The following is a 13,951-nucleotide window of genomic DNA, read 5'->3' as shown; positions in this document are numbered from 1 at the left end:
ACAAGGGGGCGCTTCTTTCGTAGCAGGAGCGGGGCTTGAACCCGCGACCTCACGATTATGAGTCGTGCGCTCTCACCAACTGAGCTACCCTGCCGCACGGCATCCGCCGGTCACGGAACCGGATGCTGCGAGCCCCGAGTCAGGATTGAACTGACGACCCCTTCCTTACCATGGAAGTGCTCTGCCACTGAGCTATCGGGGCGTGCCGCCTGCGCGCAGGCAACTAGAAGAGAATACCAGAGCCGAGGCATCCCGCTGAATCGTGACGCTCCCCCGGCGGGACCGGAGACTCGCCGGCGAGCGCGTGATCAGCCCAGGTCGTAGCGGCCCGCGTTCGCACGCAGCCAGTCGATCGGATCGATCGCCGTCGTGCCGTTCTGCAGGATCTCGAAGTGCGTGTGGGCGCCGAACGAGCGACCCGTGTTGCCCGTGTTGCCGAGGATCGTGCCGACCGTCACGTGATCGCCGACCTTGACCTTGAGCGAGCCGTACAGCATGTGCGCATAGCGGCTGGAGACGAGCTGCCCGTCGATGACGTGGTCGATGACGACCGTCACACCGTAGGCGCCGCCGCTGTTGGTCGCGATGCGGACCGTGCCCTCGGCGATCGCCTGCACGTCTGCGCCCTGGCCGGGAACGAAGTCGGCGCCCTCGTGCATGCGGCCGTCGCGCATGCCGAAGCCGAAGGTGATGCCGACGCCGACCTTGAACGGCCACTGGATGGCGGCGTTCGGGTCGTTGACGTAGAAGTTCGAGTAGTTGGTGATGCCCTCTTCGGCAGCGATCTCGCCCATCGACACCGTCGAGTAGCTCTCGTTGCGGTCGAGCGCGACGCTCTCGATGCCCTCGGGCGCGACGTACGCCTGGATGTCGTCGGTGTCGATGTCGAGGTCGCTGCCCTCGGCGGCGACGAGCGACGTGGGCTCGGTGCCCGTGACCGCGGCGACGGCGTCGGCCGGCGTCGTCATGCCGACAGTCAGCAGACCCACGATGCCCATGACGCCCACCGAGAAGGACGCCGTGGCGACCTGGCGGCCGGAGCGACGCGCACGGCGCGGCGCGAGGTGGGTCGCTGCGGCGGGCTCGGGCTCCACGTCTGCCGGCGTCGGCGCCTCGGCCTCGCGCTGCACGGGCATCTCGCCCGTGAAGGCGAAGAGCTTGGCGGCGGCCTCGAACTCGTCGACGTCGGAGGCCGGCGCGTAGGGCTCGTCCGCCGTGTCGCCGAGGGGCGGCTGGACGTCGGTCGGCTCGATGAGCTCGAACGGCTCGTCAGCGGGCGCGGAGCCGACCGGGACGACGGGCTTCGGCTCGACGGCGGCAGCCGCTGCGGCAGCGGCCGCAGCCCAGGCGATCGCGGCCGTCGGGATGGAGTGGGGGGTCGCCTCGGATGCCTCGACGGGGGAGGACTCGACCGGCGAGGACTCGACCGGCGCTGCCTGGACCGGCGCTGACTCGACGGGCGCGGTCGTCGCCGGAACGACCGGCTCGGCCGGCGTCTCAGCGACCCCCGCGTCCTCGATGACGGGCGTCGGCCGCGTGCGGATGCGACGGCTCGCCCGCGTCACGGGCGCGGTGGATGCGGCATCCTGAACGGGCGCGGCATCCTGAACCGGCTCCGCGACGAGCGGCGCCTCGAGCACCGGAGCGTCGGCCGGGATCGGGTCGGACGCGACGGGCGACTCGACGACGGGCTCCTCAAGGACCGGAGCGTCGGCCGGGATCGGGTCGGACGCGACGGGCGACTCGACGACGGGCTCCTCAAGGACCGGAGCGTCGGCCGGGATCGGGTCGGACGCGACGGGAGCACCGGGGAACGACCAGACCGTCCGCTGGGCGGCTGTGGACCGCTGGGCCCGGGCGTCGCGCCGACTCACCACTGCCTCCGAGGTCTCTGCGGCGGCCTGAGAGACAGGCGCGGCGGAGGGTCGGCTGGATCTGCGCGTGCGCGCTGGCTCAGCCATCGGGGCGTCGAAAGGCAAAGGGGCGGGGGGCTCTCGGGTCGGAGTCGCTCGCGTGGAACAACGGAGGGGCGGACTTCGGGTTCTGATCACCTCGCCATTCGGGCGGCGAAAGTAACGATCGGGTAAACACTACCCCGAGCACGCTGGGAATGCCATGTCAAGGGAGGGCGCCACTCCGATATATCAGCTATGAAGCCGCTGGAAGCGCCGGTGCCGGGGCATCCGTCAGTCGGCAGCCAGAGTCAGGATCTTCTCATACAGCGCCGGCCCCGCAGCGATGATCAGCGCGCGATCGTGAGCGTCGGGCGGAAGCACGCCCACCATGCCGCCCGCTTCGGTCACGAGCAGTCCGCCGGCGGCGTGGTCCCAGGGCTGGAGCCCGCGCTCGAAATACGCGTCGAGGCGACCCGACGCCACGAATGCGAGGTCGAGCGACGCGGCGCCGATTCGGCGCACATCGCGCGCGATCGGCATGACCCGTGAGAGCCGTGCCAGATCGCCGGCGTGGGTCTCCGGCCGGTAGCCGAATCCCGTGGCGACGAGCGCGCCGGCCGCCGCGGCCTCGGCGTTCACCACGAGCCTCTCGTCTCCGAGCCACGCCCCCTCGCCCCGCGCGGCTCGGAAGAGCTCGCCCGAAGCCGGATTGAACACGGCCGCCGCGACGCGGCTCCATTCCGCCGGGTTGGGGTCGCCCGCGATCGCCGCGATGCTCACCGCATACGACGGGATGCCGTACACGTAGTTCACGGTCCCGTCGATGGGATCGACGACCCACGTGATGTCGCTCGTGCCGCGCTCCGCGCCGGACTCCTCTCCGAGGAAGCCGTCGTCGGGCCGCTCCGCGCCGAGGCGCTCCCGGATCAGCTGCTCGACCTCGCGGTCGGCTTCGGTCACGATGTCAGCGAGGTGCGACTTCGTCGCCGCGATCGCGACCCCCTCCACCCGACGGCTGCGGGCGAGCTCTCCCGCCTCGCGGGCGATGTCGCAGGCGAGCGTCTCCAGGTCTTTTGCGAGCGGCATGCCTCCACGCTATCGCCGAGGGTGGAGGGATTGTCGGGATGCCGCGTCCCCCGCGTTACCGTGGGCGGATGACCTCCCCGATCCACGACGTCGTGATCGTCGGCGGCGGGCACAACAGCCTGGTCGCCGCCGCCTACCTGGCACGAGCGGGCAAGGACGTCGTCGTCCTCGAGCGGCTCGATTCCGCGGGCGGCGCCGCCGTCTCCGAGCGGCCGTGGGAAGGCGTCGACGCGCGCCTCTCGCGCTATTCGTACCTCGTGAGCCTCCTTCCACGCCGGATCGTCGACGACCTCGGCCTTCGCATCGACCTTCGCCGTCGCCGCTACTCGTCGTACACACCCGATCCCGAGGACCCCTCGCGGGGCATTCTGGTCGACACCGCGGATGCCTGGGCGACCGCCGCTTCGTTCGATCGCACGACTGGTGACACCCGCGAGGCGGCACGCTTCGACGACTTCTACGAACGCATCGCGCCGCTCGGCCGGACCGTCTTCCCGACGATGACCGGCCCGCTCCCCCGCGCCTCTCTGCTGAGGTCGCAGATCGACGACGACTCCCTGTGGTCGGCGGTCGTCGAGCGACCCCTCGGCGAGCTGCTGCGTGCATCGCTCACGACGGACATCGCCCGCGGGATCGCGCTCACCGACGCCCTCATCGGCACCTTCTCGCACTCCGACGACGAGTCGCTCCGCCAGAACCGCTGCTTCCTCTACCACGTGATCGGCGGCGGGACGGGTGACTGGGACGTCCCGGTGGGAGGCATGGGCCGCGTGACGGCGGAGCTGGAGCGCGCCGCCCGGGATGCCGGTGTCCGCGTGCGCACGAATGCCCGAGTGACCGCGGTGAGCCCCGACGGCGAAGTCGTTGTCGACGGGGGCGAGCGGGTCGCGGGCCGACTCGTGCTGAGCGGCGTCGGCCCGGCCGTCCTCGAGGAGCTGCTCGCGGCCGGTGGAGCAGCGGGAGCCGACAGCGATGACCGGCCGGAGGGCGCTCAGCTCAAGGTGAACATGCTCCTCGAGCGGCTTCCCCGCCTCCGTGACACGCAGGTGTCTCCCGAAGCCGCATTCGCCGGCACGTTCCACATCAACGAGACGATGTCCCAGCTCGATGGGGCCTACGAGACCGCGGCGGGCGGCGGCATCCCGAACCCTCTCCCCGCCGAGATCTACTGCCACTCGCTCACCGACCCGTCGATCCTCGGCCCCGAGCTCAGGGCATCGGGGGCGCAGACGCTCACGCTCTTCGGCCTGCAGGTGCCGCACCGGCTCGTCGCGGGCCGGGATCGGGATGCCGCGCGCGCGGACCTGCTCCGCGCGGCCGAGACGACGCTCGACTCGGTGCTCGCAGAGCCCGTCGCCGACTGCATCTACCGGGCTCCGGACGGTACGCCGTGCGTCGAGGCGCGGACGACCGCGGACCTCGCCGAGTCGCTCGGAATGGTCGCCGGCGACATCTTCCACGGCCCGCTGTCGTGGCCCTGGGCGCCCGACGACGTGGAGCTGAAGACGCCGGCCGAGCGATGGGGCGTCGCGACCCGGCACCATGGGGTGCTCGTCTGCGGGTCCGGAGCCGTCCGCGGGGGCGCGGTCAGCGGCCTCGGCGGACAGAATGCCGCGATGGCCGCGCTCGAGATCCTCGGCTGAGACCCGCCGCTCGGTGCCCGCACCCGGCGGCGCAGGCATCAGGCCTAGGGGCGCGGCGGGAGCGGCGGCGGAGGCGGGTAGCCCTCGTAGCCCGGGGCGGGGGAACCGCTGTGGGGCGCGCCGGGCGCGGGCCCGCCGTCGCTTCCGCGGTGCGGAGGGGCGACCGGCGCGACGGGTGCGACCGGCGCGATCGCCTGCGACACCGTCGACGGGTATCCCGTGTAGTACGCGTTCCAGTCCGGCCAGCCGTCCGGCATCACGGGAAGTGGCGTCACTCCGTCGGCGTACGTCGGCCAGGCGGGCGGCGGCACCGGCGTCTGCGCCGCGGGATAGGGACCGTAGCCGCGCGCGACGGGCCGTCTGGGGGCGAAGAGCGCGTTGACGAGCGGGACGAGCGCCGTGCCCACCGCGGCGAGGATGGCGATCGCGACGACGGCGCGCCAGTACGGGTCGGCGTAGGTGAAGTACTCGTGGAATGCGAGCGGGATGACGAGCATCGCGGCGAGGATGACGACGAGGGCGATCGTGATGATCGTGACCCCCCGCGTGAAGCCGGTGACGTGCCGCTGGTGCGCCTTGATCAGCAGCCGGGCGTGCAGGAGCGCGAGCAGCAGGATCAGCACGATGAGCAGGAACGAGATGAATCGCCCGAACGCATCGAAGTAGTACCAGCCGGGCGCCGGCAGCCAGATGAGGATCGCGCCGAAGAGGAGGCACAGCACCCAGGTCACCATGCTGGCGAGGGCGAACCACGCGGGCCTGCGCGGAGCGAGCCGCGCGTCGAGGAGAGCAGCGCCGGCGAACGCCGCGAGCAGCAGGATCGTGAGGAAGGCGCGACCCACGACGCCGTTGTCGGTGCCGACGAGCACCCAGACGACGCACACGATCGCGGCGAGGATGAGCGCCCCGATCGCGACCCACAGCGAGATGCGAATGAGCTTCGAATCGGCGGTGCCGGTCGACGGATGCTCGGGCACGGTCATTGTGGTCCCCTACTCTCTTCGCGGGCCCCCGCCCGCACGCCCATCCTGGCACGCGGCGCGTCGCGGGCCGAGGGGTCATTCCCGCTCTGAGGATGAACGCTCGAGCGCCTCGGGCAGCCGCCTGCTGCGCACCCCTCAGCGGAGGACGAGCGCGGCAGCGCCGAGCAGCGGGCCGTCTCCCCCCAGCGAGGAGCGCTCGACCCGCACCGCCCGCGCGTAGGGCAGCGCGGCCGACTCGTGCGCTGCATCCCGGACCAGCTCGATGTAATCGTCGGCGACGTTGACGAATCCGCCCGCGATGGCGACGGCCTCGAGGTCGAAGAGCGTCGCGGCCGTCGCGATCGCGCGGCCCACGGCATCCGCCGAACGTCGGACAGCGCGGATCGCGATGTCGTCGCCGGCACGATACGCCGCCGCGAGGTCCTCGCCCGTGGCGCCCGGCCAGCCCTGTTCCCGGGCCCACGCGACGGTCGCGGTGCCCGAGCCGATCGCCTCGACGGTGCCCACGAAGGGATCGTCGTCCACCCGCGCCTCGAGGCGGATCTGGCCGATGTGCCCCGCATTGCCGGAGACTCCCGTCACCGGAAGGTCGTTCGCGATGAAGCCCCCGCCGATACCCGTGGAGACCACCATCGCCAGTCCCGTCCGGCATCCCGCCAGCGCGCCCCGCCAGTGCTCCGCGAGCGCGATGCACGTGCCGTCGAGGGCGAGACGGACCGGAACCCCCGGTGCGAGGCTCGAGAGCAGCTCGACGACGGCGAGCCCGCGCGCGGCCGGCAGGTTGATCGGCGAGACGGCGCCGTGCGGCAGATCGACGGGGCCGGCCGACCCGATGCCGACTCCGACGAGACGCTGCTCCGCGGTCAGGTGCTCGAGGGCGGATGCCGCGGCCTGCGTGATCGACGAGGCGATCTCCTCGCGGCTCGACCCGCGGCCGGTCGGGCGCCGCGAGGCGGTGCCGGGCACGACCTGTCCCACGCGGGTCACCAGCGCCGCGTCGACCTTCGTGCCGCCGATGTCGACGGCGAGTGCGACATCGGCATGTCCATCCTGCACAGCGGGCTCCTTTGCGAGCGGTACACGACAACCTAGCGGCCCGGAAACGCCGAAGGCCCCCGCTGAGCGGGGGCCTTCGAATCGGGTGGCGAGTGAGGGATTCGAACCCCCGAAGTCTAAGACGGCTGATTTACAGTCAGATCCCTTTGGCCGCTTGGGTAACTCGCCAGGCGCACCCGCCCGGCTTCTTCAGTCGACCGGAGGCGCGATCAACAATCTTACTCTGGATCGGCGATGGCCCGAAATCGGCGGCGCAGACGGCATCATCCGCCTGTGAGCCGTCGACGAATCGGATCAGCGGGTAGAGAGCACCGCGCGCGTGACAGTCGTACGCCAGTGCGCCGCACGCCCGCTCAGGTGCCGATGCGGTCGAGATCGATGCCCTCGACGGCGGAGGGCAGGCGCAGGAGGGCTCCCTCGAAGCGGCAGGTGGCGGCCGCGACATCCATCGCCCGCCCCAGAAGCTCGCCCCATGCGTCGGCGTCGTCGGGGGTTCCGTCGAGGAGACCCGCGATGGCGGTCGCGAAAGCGGCATCCCCGCCGCCCATCGTGTCGACGATCCGCCCTGGGAGTACCGAGATCGGCCGGGTGACGACGTGCATGCCCGCCTCGATCGCGGCCCCTGCGGCGCCCTGCGTCGCGAGCACGGCGCCGACGCCGAGATCCACCAGACGCGCGCGAAGCGCGTCGAGCGGCTCTCCGTACAGAAGGGTGGCGTCGTCCTCGCCGACCTTGACGAGCGCGGCGCCGGCGGCGACGGTCTCGAAGCCGCGCACGAACTCGGCGCGATCCGACATCATTCCCGATCGGGGGTTGGGGTCGATCGCCAGGCGGGCATCGGCATCCCGAACCGCCTGCGCGAACTCGAGCGTCTGCGCGACGTCGTCGAAGGGGAAGCAGCTGACCGCGACCATCGGCGCATCGGCGATCGCGCCGCGCTCGGCGGGGCCGAAGTGGATGCGGCGCTTCTGCGCGGCCTCGTTGAAGACGTACTCGGGCTCGCCGCCCCCGCTGCGGGTGCTGACGGCGCGGGACGAGCCGTGCGGGCCGATCGTCGCGAGGAGCTCGACGCCGAAGTCGCCGAGGTAAGAGCGGATGTGGTCGCCGGCCTCGTCTTCCCCCACCATCGCGATGAGCGTCGCGGGCACGCCGAGGCGCGAGAGCCCGACCGCGACGTTGAGCGCCGCTCCCCCGACGAACTCGCGCACGCCCGAGTCGTCGCGCAGTTCGTCGATGAGGGCGTCGCCGACGACGACGACCCGACCGGTCACGCGGCGGCTCCCTCGAGGACGCGCTCGACGAACGCCTCGATGCGACGGCGTGTGCCGTCGATCTTGAGGTCGACGCTCGCTCGCATCTCACTCGGCGCGAGCGGCGCGGCGAGACGCACGTTCTCGTGGCACGACAGGTCGCGGCAGATGTACGTGCCGATGCTGTCGCCGTGCGAGCCGGCGGGCCCGGCCTTGCGCGCCGTGAAGAGCGTCACCTGATCGGCGGGCTGCATCGTGTGGCAGACGTTGCACATCGCCGATCGTGCGCGCGACGTGGGTTCGGCGGCGCGCAGCACGACACCCGTGGGCGAGCCGTCGACCTCGGCGATGACGTAGCCGCGACCCCGCGTCCGCGGATCGCGCCATGCGAAGAAGTCGAGGTGATCCCAGTCGGTGAGCATGAAGTCCGCGGGCAGCGACACGAGTCTCAGGTCGTCGGGACCGGCGTTCACGAACGTCGCTCGGATGTCTTCCTCGGTCAATGGGCGCATCGATCCTCCTCGCCGTGGCGACCCCCAGTCTACGAAACGGGTCGAGTGACGGAAGAGCTCGGGATGCCGCGCCCGCCGTGGGACGTCATGCCCACCCCAGCCGAGCGGCGACGGCGTCGGCCGCCCTCGTGGGGAACTCCGGCCAGCCGTCCTCGAGTTCTCGGACCAGGCCGAAGAGATCCCTCGCCGCCTCCTCGACCGGCTGAGCGGAGGCCTGCGCGATGCGGCCGGCCCACTCCGGGAAGTCCCGCTCGAACCGGCGCATCGGATCGATCGTGTCGCGAGCACTCGTCGACTGCGAGGCCTGCCGGCCGCGGATCACCCGCACGAGAAGCCGCACCGCCCAGCCGCGCACGAAGTCGCCGGCGTTGAGCACCTCGCCCCGTCGGGCGCGCCCGACGCCGATGAGCAGCTTGACGAGCACGAGGCGGGCATCGTTCACGGGCTCGAACGCGTCAGCGGTCGCCGCTCGCTCCCGCGACTCGGCGAGGAGCCGTGCCACCGTGCCCTGCTCATCGTCGACGGCCACCGTCGCGGCGCCGGCGAGGGCGCCCGCGAGTTCCGAGGCATCCGAGAACGCGAACTCCAAGACGTGCCCGTCGTCGTACACGGCGACGAACCCGAGCTCGCCCTCGCGAGCCGTCAGGACGAGCCGGTCCTGGTCGGGCAGCCACGAGACGTCCGGGCGCAGCGCGCGACCCCGCCCCTCGCGCGTGATGGCGAAGAAGTCGTGATCGGACCACTCGTCGCGTCGATCGGATGCCTCGTCCGATGCCGAGCCGAGCAGCACGATGCCCGCGAAGTCGGCGTGCCGGCCGACGGCGTCGGCGAGGCCGGCGCTGAGGGAGGCGAAGCGCTCGGGCGACGCCATCAGCGCTGACCCGTCGCGGCCGCCGGCGAGGCGGGATCCGGAACCCGTACTCCCGGGAGCGCCCATGCGGCGAACGCGGGACCCTCGGCCGTGATCGCGACGGCGCCGTCGTCCGACGTCGCGAACGTGGCCTCGCCGAACAGGGGGTCCGCGTCCGAGCCGCCGGCGATCAGGCCGGGAGCGAGTTCGACATCGACGTCCGCGCGGCTCGCGACCACGACGACGCTCTCGTCAGCGCTCTCGCGAACGAACACGACGGTGTCATCGTCGACGTGCAGCCACCGCAGCCCGCCCGTGCCGAGCACGGGGTGCGTGCGCCGAAGCGCGACGAGGTCGCGGTAGAGGGCGGTGCGAGCCGCGATGGGGGGGCTCCTCCGCCCGCGACCAGGGCATCGGCGTGCGGCTCGCCTCACCGTCGACGCCCCTTTCGCCGAACTCGTCGCCCGCGAACACGACCGGCACTCCGGGAAGCGTCATCGAGAGCCCGAGGGCGACGGGGATCGCGCCCGGCGCGGCGTTCGTCGCGAATCGGGCGGTGTCGTGCGAGTCGAGCGCCTGCATGTTGCCGAGGCGCACGCGCCACGGGATCGTCGCCGAGAACCGGGTGACCGTGTCGGTGAACTGCCGGGCCGTGTAGCGCGGGATGCCCCCGACGGGCTGCCCGAAGAACCACGGCTCGGTGTGCTCCCGGCCATCGGCGTCGAGGTACGGCTCGAAGGTCGGCTCGCTCAGCCACGCCCAGAGCGGGCGCGTGAACGAGGGATACGTCATCGCCCCGTGCCAGCCGTCGCCCTGCAGGTCGGTCGCGGCATCGTTGGTCGACTCTCCGAGGAGGATCGCGTCGGGGTTCGTCGTGAAGACCGTGCGGCGCAGCAGCTGTCGCACGTCGGCGTTCAGATCGACGTCGCCGTGTCGCCCGGTCATGTTCGCGACGTCGACGCGCCAGCCGTCGAGGCTGTACGGCGGCTTGAGCCACTTGGCGACGATGGAGTCCGGACCGTCGATGAAGCGCCTCCGCAGGGCCTCGGAGGCCCAGTCGAACTTCGGCAGGCTCGCGTAGCCGAGCCAGGAGACGTATTCCTCGTTGTCGGCGTCCAGGAAGTAGTAGTACTCCTGCTCCGGCGCACCGGGGTTGCGATGCGCCGACCGGAACCACTCGTGGCCGTCGCCCGAGTGGTTGCTCGTGAGATCTCCGATGACACGGATGCCGCGGGCGTGCGCCTTCTCGACGAGCTCGACGAGCGCGGCATCCCCGCCGAGCAGCGGGTCGACGCGATCGAAGCTCGAGGCGTTGTAGCGGTGATTCGACTCCGCGGGGAACACCGGCGTCAGGTAGAGAAGGTTGACGCCGAGGCCGGCGAGGTGGTCGAGCCTGTCGATCACGCCGGGGAGGTCGCCGCCATAGAACTGCTGCGACCGCCCCGGTGCGACGTGGTCGACGGGGTCATCCCAGTCCGCCGGAATCGCCCAGTCCGGGGTCGGGTGGAGGTCGGCCTGGTCGGACCGCGCGAAGCGGTCGGGGAAGACCTGGTACATCACGGCGTCGTGCAGCCACTCGGGCGCCGACGGTCCGGCGACGAGGGCGAAGTCCTCTGCATCGAGCGTCTCGATCGAGTGGATGCCGGTCTGGTTGAGCCACTCGACCGCTCCGTCGGCGTGGAGCAGCAGCCACCGGTAACCGTGGCGGGGGTTGCCGACGCGGATGCGCGCCTCCCACCACTCCCATCCGTCGACGACGCCGAGGGACGAGGCATCCGTCCATTCCGGCTCGTGGTCGGGGTTGGATCGGGTGCGCACGGCGGCGAGGGGGCCGTAGCCCACGGGAACGCGCAGGCGCACCCGCACGGTGTCACCGAGGGCGGGCGACGCGTGCGAGACGTAGAGCGGAGAGCCGTCGTGATGCGGGACGGGAGTCGTCATGGCAGGGGCCTTTCGAAGCCGTGCGGCCGTGCGCCGCGCGAGGAAGCGACGTGGTTGCACGGCGGGACGCCATGACAGAGCCCTTGAGTTGTTGTTCGGTTGTGACGACGGATGCCTCGGCCGAGGCATCCGTCCCTACTTGACGCTGCCCGAGACGAGGCCGCCGGCGATGTAGCGCTGCAGGAAGAGGAAGAGCACCATGACCGGCAGGGCCGCGAGCACGGCACCGGCGCAGAAGATTCCCCAGTTCTGGGATTGGAAGCCCGAGACGAGCTGGAACAGGCCGATCGCGACGGTCTGCTGGTTCGGGTCGGTCAGGATGACGCTCGCGATCGCGAACTCGCCGATGATGCCGATGAAGGTGAGCAGTCCGATGACGGCGAGGATCGGTGTCACGAGCGGCAGCATGATCGTGAAGAAGACGCGCGCGTGGCCGGCTCCGTCGATCTTGGCGGCCTCGTCGATCGCCGTCGGGATCGTGTTGAAGAAGCCGTACATGAGGAACGTGTTCACGCCCAGTGCGCCGCCGAGGTAGATCATGATCAGGCCCGCGTGCGTGCCGAGACCGATCGCCGGGAAGACGTCGGTGATCTGGATCATGAGCAGGAAGATCGCGGTGATCGCCAGCAGCTGCGGGAACATCTGCAGCACCAGCAGCGTCACGAGGCCGAAGCGGCGGCCCCGGAAGCGCATGCGCGAGAACGAGTACGCGCCGAGCGCGCACAGCAGCACCGTGAAGACGCTCGTCACGATCGCGATGAGGAGCGAGTTGATGTACCACTGGCCGTACGGCACGTCGGGGTTGTTGAACAGGTTGGTGTAGTTGCGCAGGTCGAAGCGCTGGAAGAGCGCGTTCGAACCCGTCAGCGTGCCGACCGGGTTGAACGACACCGACAGGATGTACGCCAGCGGGAACAGCGCGAAGAGGATCGCGACCCACGCGACGACGTGGCGCCAGCCCTTGTCGACGAACCAGCGGCGGAACGACTGCCGGTTCTGACGAGGCTCCTCCGGCAGGGCGTCCTGCCGGTCGACCGCTTCGAGGCCCTTGAGGCCGAGACCCGAGTCCGCGGCGTTGACGTTGCTTCCGCGGGGAATGACATCGCTCATCAGTTCAGGTCCTCCAGTGCCTTGGTCTGCCGGAAGCTGATCACGGCGACGATCGTCACGATGATGAAGATCAGGATCGAGAGTGCCGACGCGAGACCCAGATCACGACCGCCGCCGCCGCCGAACGCCACCTTGTAGACCATCGTGATCATGATGTCGGTCGCACCGATGTCGAGGGTCGTATCGGTGAATCTCGGATTGCCTCGGGTCAGCATGTAGATGACGCCGAAGTTGTTGAAGTTGTACGCGAACGTCGCGATGAGCAGCGGTGCGACGGCGACGAAGAGCAGCGGCAGCTTGACGGAGCGGAAGATGCGCCAGGCACCGGCCCCGTCGACCTTGGCGGCCTCGATGATGTCGTCGGGCAGCGACTGCAGGGCGCCCGTGCAGACGAGGAACATGTACGCGTAGCCGAGCCACATGTTGACGAAGATCACCACGCCGCGGGCGAGCCACGGCTCGGCGAGCCACGGGATCTGCGCACCGCCGAGCAGCACCTGGTTGATGAACCCGAACTCCTGGTTGAAGAGGCCCGCCCACACGAGGCCCGTCAGATACGCGGGGAAGGCGTACGGGAGGATCACGAGGATGCGGTAGATCTTCTTGCCGCGCAGGGTCGGGTGGTTCAGGACGATCGCCAGGAAGAGCCCCATGGCGAAGCAGACGAACGTGGAGGCCGCGGCGAAGAAGAACGTCCAGAGGGTCACGCGGATGAGCGGGTCGCGGATCTGCTCGTTCGTGAACGCGTACGCGAAGTTCTGCCAGCCGACCACGACGCGCCATCCGGGGGTCAGGGTCGTGCCGTCCTCGGCGCGGAAGTTGCCCTGGCCGTCGTCGGCGTAGACCTGGCCGGTCTCGGTGTTCGTGAACGTGTCGGCGGACTCGTCGTATTCGAGGCTCGACACGTAGACGTAGGCCTTCTGGCCGTCGGAGGTGCGCAGCGTGCCGTCGTTGATGTCGTCCGAGACGGGGACGTTGATGGCGAGGATCTCGTCCTGGAAGCGGACGATCTGGCTCAGGTTGAGCTTCTCCCACCCGTCGGGAGCTGAAGAGGCCTCTTCGAGCGCCTGGTCGCTCGTGCCGAAGGCGGTGTCGCCACCGGGCTCGGCGACGAGGAGCCCGAACTGGTCGGCCTGCTTGTAGACCTCGACGGTGTACTCGGGCGAGTCGGGGACGCGCTCCTGAGACGTGCGCACGATCTGCGCGATCGCGTCTTCCTTCGTGCTGTTGTGCTGGTCGCCGGCGTTCGTGAACGCGATGTATCCGGTGTAGATGATGACGAACACCTGGAACACCGCCAGGAAGGCGAGTCCGGGTGTGAGGTACTTGCCCGGCAGCAGGCCCGGACGGATGTAGATGAAGTTGACGCCGATGACGACCAGCGCCAGCACGATCGCGGCGATCCAGTCGCCCTTCGCGACGAGCACCCAGACGGCGAAGATCGTGAGCGCATCGATGATGGCGAGAAGCACGACCTTGACCAGCAGGGCGACGAGTCCGCCCGAGGTCAGCCGACGCTGCGGCTTGTGGAAGGGATCGTCTCCCCACGCGCTCGGGGCCGCGGGAGCCTTCGTCTCGGCGGATTTCACGTCGGCCATCGAAGGACGCTCCTTCTTCGCAGTGTC

The 13,951-nt window shown here is 70.4% G+C and carries 12 protein-coding genes and 3 tRNA genes; 1 reads left to right on the top strand and 14 read right to left on the bottom strand.

Annotated features, from left to right (window positions below):
* Positions 1-20: 20 nt before the first annotated feature.
* The 4 genes from G5T42_RS09985 to G5T42_RS09970 form a co-directional block, all read right to left on the bottom strand.
* Positions 21-94, bottom strand: a tRNA-Met gene (locus tag G5T42_RS09985).
* 36 nt (positions 95-130) lie between these two features.
* Positions 131-202, bottom strand: a tRNA-Thr gene (locus tag G5T42_RS09980).
* Between the two features lie 106 nt (positions 203-308).
* Positions 309-1,874 (bottom strand): peptidoglycan DD-metalloendopeptidase family protein, encoded by a 1,566-nt coding sequence (locus G5T42_RS09975; RefSeq protein WP_241245770.1) that lies wholly within the window; start codon positions 1,872-1,874, stop codon positions 309-311.
* A gap of 312 nt (positions 1,875-2,186) precedes the next feature.
* Entirely contained in the window at positions 2,187-2,981 is a 795-nt protein-coding gene (locus tag G5T42_RS09970) for an inositol monophosphatase family protein (protein ID WP_165128160.1), read from the bottom strand.
* Between the two features lie 68 nt (positions 2,982-3,049).
* Between G5T42_RS09970 and G5T42_RS09965 the strand changes: the two genes are divergently transcribed.
* Positions 3,050-4,624 (top strand): NAD(P)/FAD-dependent oxidoreductase, encoded by a 1,575-nt coding sequence (locus G5T42_RS09965; RefSeq protein ID WP_165128158.1) that lies wholly within the window; start codon positions 3,050-3,052, stop codon positions 4,622-4,624.
* Between the two features lie 44 nt (positions 4,625-4,668).
* On the opposite strand, the gene G5T42_RS09960 is transcribed toward G5T42_RS09965, so the two are convergent.
* From G5T42_RS09960 to G5T42_RS09920, 10 genes are all read right to left on the bottom strand, one after another.
* Complete coding sequence (locus G5T42_RS09960; RefSeq protein ID WP_165128156.1) at positions 4,669-5,607, bottom strand: hypothetical protein; 939 nt, start codon at positions 5,605-5,607, stop codon at positions 4,669-4,671.
* Positions 5,608-5,742: 135 nt separating this feature from the next.
* A complete protein-coding gene (locus tag G5T42_RS09955; RefSeq protein ID WP_165128154.1) occupies positions 5,743-6,663 on the bottom strand; it encodes an ROK family protein in 921 nt (306 codons plus the stop codon).
* An 86-nt stretch (positions 6,664-6,749) separates the two neighbouring features.
* Positions 6,750-6,831, bottom strand: a tRNA-Tyr gene (locus G5T42_RS09950).
* A 185-nt stretch (positions 6,832-7,016) separates the two neighbouring features.
* Complete coding sequence (locus tag G5T42_RS09945) at positions 7,017-7,934, bottom strand: PfkB family carbohydrate kinase (RefSeq protein ID WP_165128152.1); 918 nt, start codon at positions 7,932-7,934, stop codon at positions 7,017-7,019.
* A complete protein-coding gene (locus G5T42_RS09940) occupies positions 7,931-8,425 on the bottom strand; it encodes an FBP domain-containing protein (RefSeq protein WP_165128150.1) in 495 nt (164 codons plus the stop codon). Before G5T42_RS09940 ends, G5T42_RS09945 begins: the two co-directional genes overlap by 4 nt.
* 85 nt (positions 8,426-8,510) lie before the next feature.
* Entirely contained in the window at positions 8,511-9,296 is a 786-nt protein-coding gene (locus G5T42_RS09935) for a hypothetical protein (RefSeq protein WP_165128148.1), read from the bottom strand.
* Positions 9,296-9,601, bottom strand: a complete 306-nt coding sequence (locus G5T42_RS17700) for an alpha-glucosidase C-terminal domain-containing protein (RefSeq protein WP_241245769.1) — start codon at positions 9,599-9,601, stop codon at positions 9,296-9,298. The genes G5T42_RS09935 and G5T42_RS17700 overlap by 1 nt, the downstream gene beginning before the upstream one ends.
* Positions 9,558-11,216 carry a glycoside hydrolase family 13 protein gene (locus tag G5T42_RS09930; RefSeq protein ID WP_241245768.1) on the bottom strand — a complete coding sequence of 553 codons (1,659 nt, stop codon included), beginning with the start codon at positions 11,214-11,216 and terminating at the stop codon, positions 9,558-9,560. Before G5T42_RS09930 ends, G5T42_RS17700 begins: the two co-directional genes overlap by 44 nt.
* A 135-nt stretch (positions 11,217-11,351) precedes the next feature.
* Positions 11,352-12,326, bottom strand: a complete 975-nt coding sequence (locus tag G5T42_RS09925) for a sugar ABC transporter permease (RefSeq protein WP_165128146.1) — start codon at positions 12,324-12,326, stop codon at positions 11,352-11,354.
* Complete coding sequence (locus G5T42_RS09920; RefSeq protein ID WP_165128144.1) at positions 12,326-13,924, bottom strand: ABC transporter permease subunit; 1,599 nt, start codon at positions 13,922-13,924, stop codon at positions 12,326-12,328. The genes G5T42_RS09925 and G5T42_RS09920 overlap by 1 nt, the downstream gene beginning before the upstream one ends.
* Positions 13,925-13,951: the final 27 nt, after the last annotated feature.

Origin of the sequence: Microbacterium sp. 4R-513, assembly GCF_011046485.1 — a bacterium.
In the GTDB taxonomy this organism is placed as follows: Bacteria; Actinomycetota; Actinomycetes; order Actinomycetales; family Microbacteriaceae; genus Microbacterium.
This window is presented reverse-complemented; position numbering and strand designations above follow the sequence as displayed.